The 4,571-nt window shown below is 69.3% G+C and carries 6 protein-coding genes and 1 pseudogene; 3 read left to right on the forward strand and 4 right to left on the reverse strand.

Features of this window, described 5'->3' with window-relative positions; genetic code table 11:
* Positions 1-415: NTP transferase domain-containing protein (locus EJC49_RS17355; protein ID WP_170314768.1), on the reverse strand; the 415-nt coding region annotated here is incomplete at its 3' end.
* On the reverse strand, positions 415-1,620 hold the full coding sequence (locus EJC49_RS17360) for an adenylate/guanylate cyclase domain-containing protein (protein WP_126701204.1): 1,206 nt from the start codon (positions 1,618-1,620) through the stop codon (positions 415-417). The genes EJC49_RS17360 and EJC49_RS17355, both read right to left, overlap by 1 nt.
* Before the next feature lie 237 nt (positions 1,621-1,857).
* Between EJC49_RS17360 and EJC49_RS17365 the strand changes: the two genes are divergently transcribed.
* Positions 1,858-2,052, forward strand: coding sequence for a hypothetical protein (locus EJC49_RS17365; RefSeq protein ID WP_126701205.1), 195 nt, complete (start codon positions 1,858-1,860; stop codon positions 2,050-2,052).
* Between the two features lie 31 nt (positions 2,053-2,083).
* On the opposite strand, the gene EJC49_RS25745 is transcribed toward EJC49_RS17365, so the two are convergent.
* A complete protein-coding gene (locus EJC49_RS25745; RefSeq protein WP_170314769.1) occupies positions 2,084-2,245 on the reverse strand; it encodes a hypothetical protein in 162 nt (53 codons plus the stop codon).
* A gap of 397 nt (positions 2,246-2,642) precedes the next feature.
* On the opposite strand from EJC49_RS25745, the gene EJC49_RS17370 reads away from it, so the two are divergent.
* Positions 2,643-2,837 carry a hypothetical protein gene (locus tag EJC49_RS17370; RefSeq protein ID WP_126701206.1) on the forward strand — a complete coding sequence of 65 codons (195 nt, stop codon included), beginning with the start codon at positions 2,643-2,645 and terminating at the stop codon, positions 2,835-2,837.
* Positions 2,838-2,919: 82 nt separating this feature from the next.
* Positions 2,920-3,894: a YihY/virulence factor BrkB family protein gene (locus EJC49_RS17375; RefSeq protein ID WP_126701207.1), complete on the forward strand. Its 975-nt coding sequence runs from the start codon at positions 2,920-2,922 to the stop codon at positions 3,892-3,894.
* A 142-nt stretch (positions 3,895-4,036) separates the two neighbouring features.
* Here EJC49_RS17375 and EJC49_RS25750 read toward each other — a convergent pair.
* Positions 4,037-4,571, reverse strand: a pseudogene (locus tag EJC49_RS25750) (hypothetical protein); the annotation flags it as partial.

The following is a 4,571-nucleotide window of genomic DNA, read 5'->3' on the forward strand; positions in this document are numbered from 1 at the left end:
GATGCGTCCGTTCCCCCGAGGCCGCTAGCGCCACGCGGGCCGCTTCCGCGCGCCGGGCGCCGGCGAGCCGGGCGACGAGATCGCGCGGCAGGAAGGGGCAGTCGCCGGGCACGGTGACGACATACGACACGTCCGGCCGGTGCGCGGCGGCCCATTCCAGCGCCGCCAGAAGGCCCGCCAACGGCCCCGCGAAGCCCTCGACGGAATCGGGCACGACGGGCAGGCCATAGGCTTCCAGCCGCCGCGGATCGCCATTGGCATTGAGCACCACGCCGTCGCACTGCGGCACGAAGCGGTGGAGGACGTGATCGAGGATCGTGCGCGCGTCGAGCAGGCGCAGCGGCTTGTCGCCGCCGCCCATGCGCCGTGACAGGCCCCCGGCCAGCACGGCGCCGAGGATCGCTTCGCCGGCCATCAATAGACGTAGATCTTCTGCAGCCCCTCGAAGCCCTTGAACGGCACTTCGCTCGCCACCCGGGGCGCGCAGCAGAGATGCGCGGCCACCTCGGCGGACGCGACCCGGTGCAGCGAGAGGTCGGACGCGCAGGTCAGGAGCCGCGCCGCGTAGTTGATCGGCCGGCCGATGGCGGTGAAGTCGAGCCGGTTGGCGCCGCCGATGTTGCCATAGTGGAACCGGCCGGCGTGCAGCGCCGAGCGGAAGGACACGGTCCTGCCGAGCTCGGTCTCGGCCAGCCGGGCCTCGCCCTCCATGATGGTGCGGCTGGCCGCCTGCACCGCGTCGCCCATGGTTCGCTCGCCGCCATAGGGAAAAATCGCGAAGAAGCCATCGCCGAGGAATTTCAGGACCTCGCCGCCATTGGCCTCCACCGGCGGCACCATGATGTCGAAGGCGTCGTTGAGGATCGCCACCATTTCCGGCCCCGACAGGGTGTTCGACAGGCGCGTGAAGTCCATCAGGTCGGTGAACAGGATCGCGGCGTCGATTTCCTCGCCGTCGCCGCGGTGGACGCGCCCCTGGAGGATCTGCTCGCCGCCGCCGCGCCCGACATAGGTGGACAGGATCGACGCCGCGTTGAGACGCAGCAGATAGGCCTCGGTCAACCGCGCCAGCGGGCGGCGGATCACGTCGAGCGCATCGATCTGCTCGAGCGAGAAGCCGTGTGCGTCCTTGGTCGACCATGTCGCGGCATGGATCTCGCCGGTGGTGAAGACGAGGGGCTGGGCCAGATAGTCGGTGAAGCCTTCGGCCTCGAGTTCGCCGAGGATCATGTATTCGCTGAGCGCCTGCGGGTCGGTGAGGCGACGGCGGATGGACACCCCTTCGGAGGTGACGCGGGGCAGCGGATTCTTCCAGTATTCCTGCTGCGAGAAGATGTCGAACTCGACCTCGTTGACAACCACCCCGCCGTCCCGCGTCCAGCGAAAGCGCCGTGCCGCGATGTTGGGATGCAGCGTGTTCATGAACAGGGCGAAGCGATCGACGGGGACGCCGGCCGCCACGACACGCTGGCAGATGGCGTCGATGATGCGGTTCGCATCGCCGCTCGGCGGCGCTCCGTCGATCATCCAGGCCACGAGGGCGTCGATGGCGAGATGGTCGACCTCGCCGGGAAACAGCGCGGTCGTGGAGGATGGGCTCATCTGCGCCGGAATGGTCATGCCTTGGGCCTCGGGAACCGGTTCGCCGACTTCCTACCATGGCGCGCAGGCCGGCGAACAGCGGCTGGCGGCGATGGACCGTTCACGATGTGCGGCGAAGCAGCCGGCGCGGCGGTGGAGATGGCGCCAGGCGGCGCGGCAGCGCGAAGGCGGAACCCGAATGCAGGGCCGCGAGTTCCTTCAGGGAACGATCACCGGCGGGCGTCGCCCGCCCGGGACCCCAATGAGGAGAAGAGATTGGCTCGCGAACCAGAAATCGAAACCAAGACGACCGCAACCCGCGCCCGCCAGGGCCGCCGGGGCTTTCCCATCCTGATGATCCTGATCATCGGCCTCGTGCTGGCGATGGGCGCCTGGGCCGTTGCGGAGATGTATGGCGTGGCGATCGCGCCCGACGATCCGGTCGGAGATGCACAGCACACCATCCAGTGACGGCGACCGCCAACGGCCGCCGCGGCGGCCGTCAGGTCCGTTCGTCGAACACGTCGCGCGTGCCCCGATCACGGGCGACGCGCTCGGCGCGCGACAGCCTGCGCCGGCGCAGCAGCGCATAGCCGAAGAGCACCGCCAGCAGGAACGGCCCGCCCGCGACGACCAGTAGCCAGAGAAAATTCGTCGGTTCCATGCCGTGCTCCGTCTGTTGGATCCTCGTCGGTCAACGCTGGTTGGATGCGGATGTTCCGGTCGGGGGCTCCCCCACCTGAGCGGGGTCGGCGATGGACCGGACGTCCCGGCTGGAGAGAGGGGCTTCGGATGCCGCGCCGCGGGGGGACGCCGGCTCCTGCGGCCCCTGGCGGGGCGGCACCCGGGCCACCCGCGGCCGCCCTGCACGCAGGTTCTTCAGCCAGGACGGCAGGATTTCCGCTGCCATGCTTCTCCAGTAGGAACTCATCGTCTCTTCCTTTCGCGTGGCACCCGGGCTTCGGGCGGGGCAGCCGGGTGCGGATGCCGTCCACGGGAACAATCGCCCTGCCGTCGGGGTTCCCGATGACGACGTCCGGAACGAGCAACGGAGACGCGCCATGAGCCGCGATGCAAGGAAGGAAGCCGCCAAGGCCCCCGCCCGCAAGACCGAAGCCCCCCTCTCAGACGTGCCGGATGCCGGCGCCATGGGAGAAAAAGCCATCAGGCCGATCGACCTGGAGCCGCGTTCGAACGGCGAAAACGACTGGCAGGACGAGAGGCCGGCACAGAAGCGGCCCGCCTCCGACATCTAGCCGGCCCTTCCGGCGCACACGCGCCGGAACTCGAGCGCGCACGACGGGTTTCCCTTCGACACTCAAGTTGAAGGAGAGGTTCATGACGCGCGCGGACGCCCCATCGGACATTGACAGAGGCCGCGACGCGGACTGGCCCTCGCAGATTCCCGCACGCGGCTGGAAGGACATCGTCTTCCGCCTCTACCGCGAGATGGTCGAGGATCGCGTGACCCTGGTGGCGGCCGGCGCGGCCTTCTACCTGATGCTGGCGATCTTCCCGGCGCTCGGCGCCTTCGTGTCGATCTACGGCTTCGTGGCCGACCCGACATCGATCGCCGGGCAGATCGATTTCTTGCGCGGGGTGCTGCCCGACGGCGGGCTCGACCTGATCGTCGGCCAGCTGGAAAGCTTCGCCAACCAGGAACGCAGCGCGCTCAGCCTCGGGCTCGGCGTGACGCTGGCCGTGTCCCTGTGGAGCGCCAACAACGGCGTGAAGACCCTCTTCGAGGCGCTGAACATCGCCTATGAGGAGGAGGAGAAGCGCTCCTTCATCTGGCTGAACCTCGTCGCCTTCACCTTCACGCTGGGCTTCATGCTCACCTTCATCCTGATGGTGGCCGTGGTGGGCATCGTGCCGATGGTCCTCTCGCTGGTGAATCTCGGCGGTTTTTCCGAGACCCTGATCAGCGTCGGCCGGTGGGTGCTCATGATTCTGGTGATGATCGTGGGCGTGTCGCTGCTCTACCGGTTCGGGCCCTCGCGTGCGCGGGCGAAATGGCGGTGGATCAGCTGGGGGAGCATTCTCGCCACCCTGACGTGGCTGATCATGTCGGTGGGCTTTTCCTACTATCTGCAGAACTTCGCCGACTACAATGCGACCTACGGATCTCTCGGCGCCGCCATCGGCTTCATGCTGTGGATGTGGCTCTCGGCGCTGATCCTGATCGTCGGCGCGGAGCTGAACGCGGAGATGGAGCACCAGACCGCGCGCGATTCGACCAGCGGCGATCCCCAGCCAATGGGCCAACGCGGCGCCGTGGTGGCCGACACGCTGGGCAAGTCGACGGCCGACTGAGCGGTACGCGGCCCCGGCGGACGGCGTTCGCGTCCGCCGGTCGTTTGCCCGAGCCGCGGGGGCCAAGGGCGCAATCGAAAAGGGGCGGGTTCCAGACCGGAACCCGCCCCTTTCTGCCGATCGACGAAACCGGCGCGTGGCGTCAGCGGCTGCCGTAGACGCCCGGTTGCGGAGCGTAGCCGGCCGGCCTGTCGGCGTGGCCGGACGACCCCGTCGCTACCGCCGGCTCGTCGTCGGCCTTGTTCGCCGTATCGCCGGAAGGCTCGCCTGCCAGCTCGCGGGTCTTTTCACCCACGGCCTTGCCGGCGGCGGCCGCCACGTGGCCGATCTTTTCCGCCAGCGGCGTGTCGTCCACCGAGGTCAAGCCCTCCGCGTCGGCCGTCTCGCGCGCGGCGGCATAGCCTTCGGCGGCGACGTCCCTGGCGCTTTCATAGCCGCGCCGGGCGGTGCGGAGCGCCTCGTCCTTCAACCGGTCGCGGGTTTCCCCGAGGGCTTCGTCCTCGACGCGCGTGGACGGCAGCATCGCGCCGATCGCGGCGCCGATGGCCAGCCCCAGGGCGCCGACGATGATCGGCTCGCGATCGAGCGCGTCCATCAGCCCGTCGCGGGCCTGGGAGACCGCGCGCTCGGCATTGCGGCCGGCGCGGCGTCCGGCCCGTGCCGCCTGGCGCCCGGCA

This window comes from Aquibium carbonis, from assembly GCF_003970795.1.
Classification (GTDB): Bacteria; Pseudomonadota; Alphaproteobacteria; order Rhizobiales; family Rhizobiaceae; genus Aquibium; species Aquibium carbonis.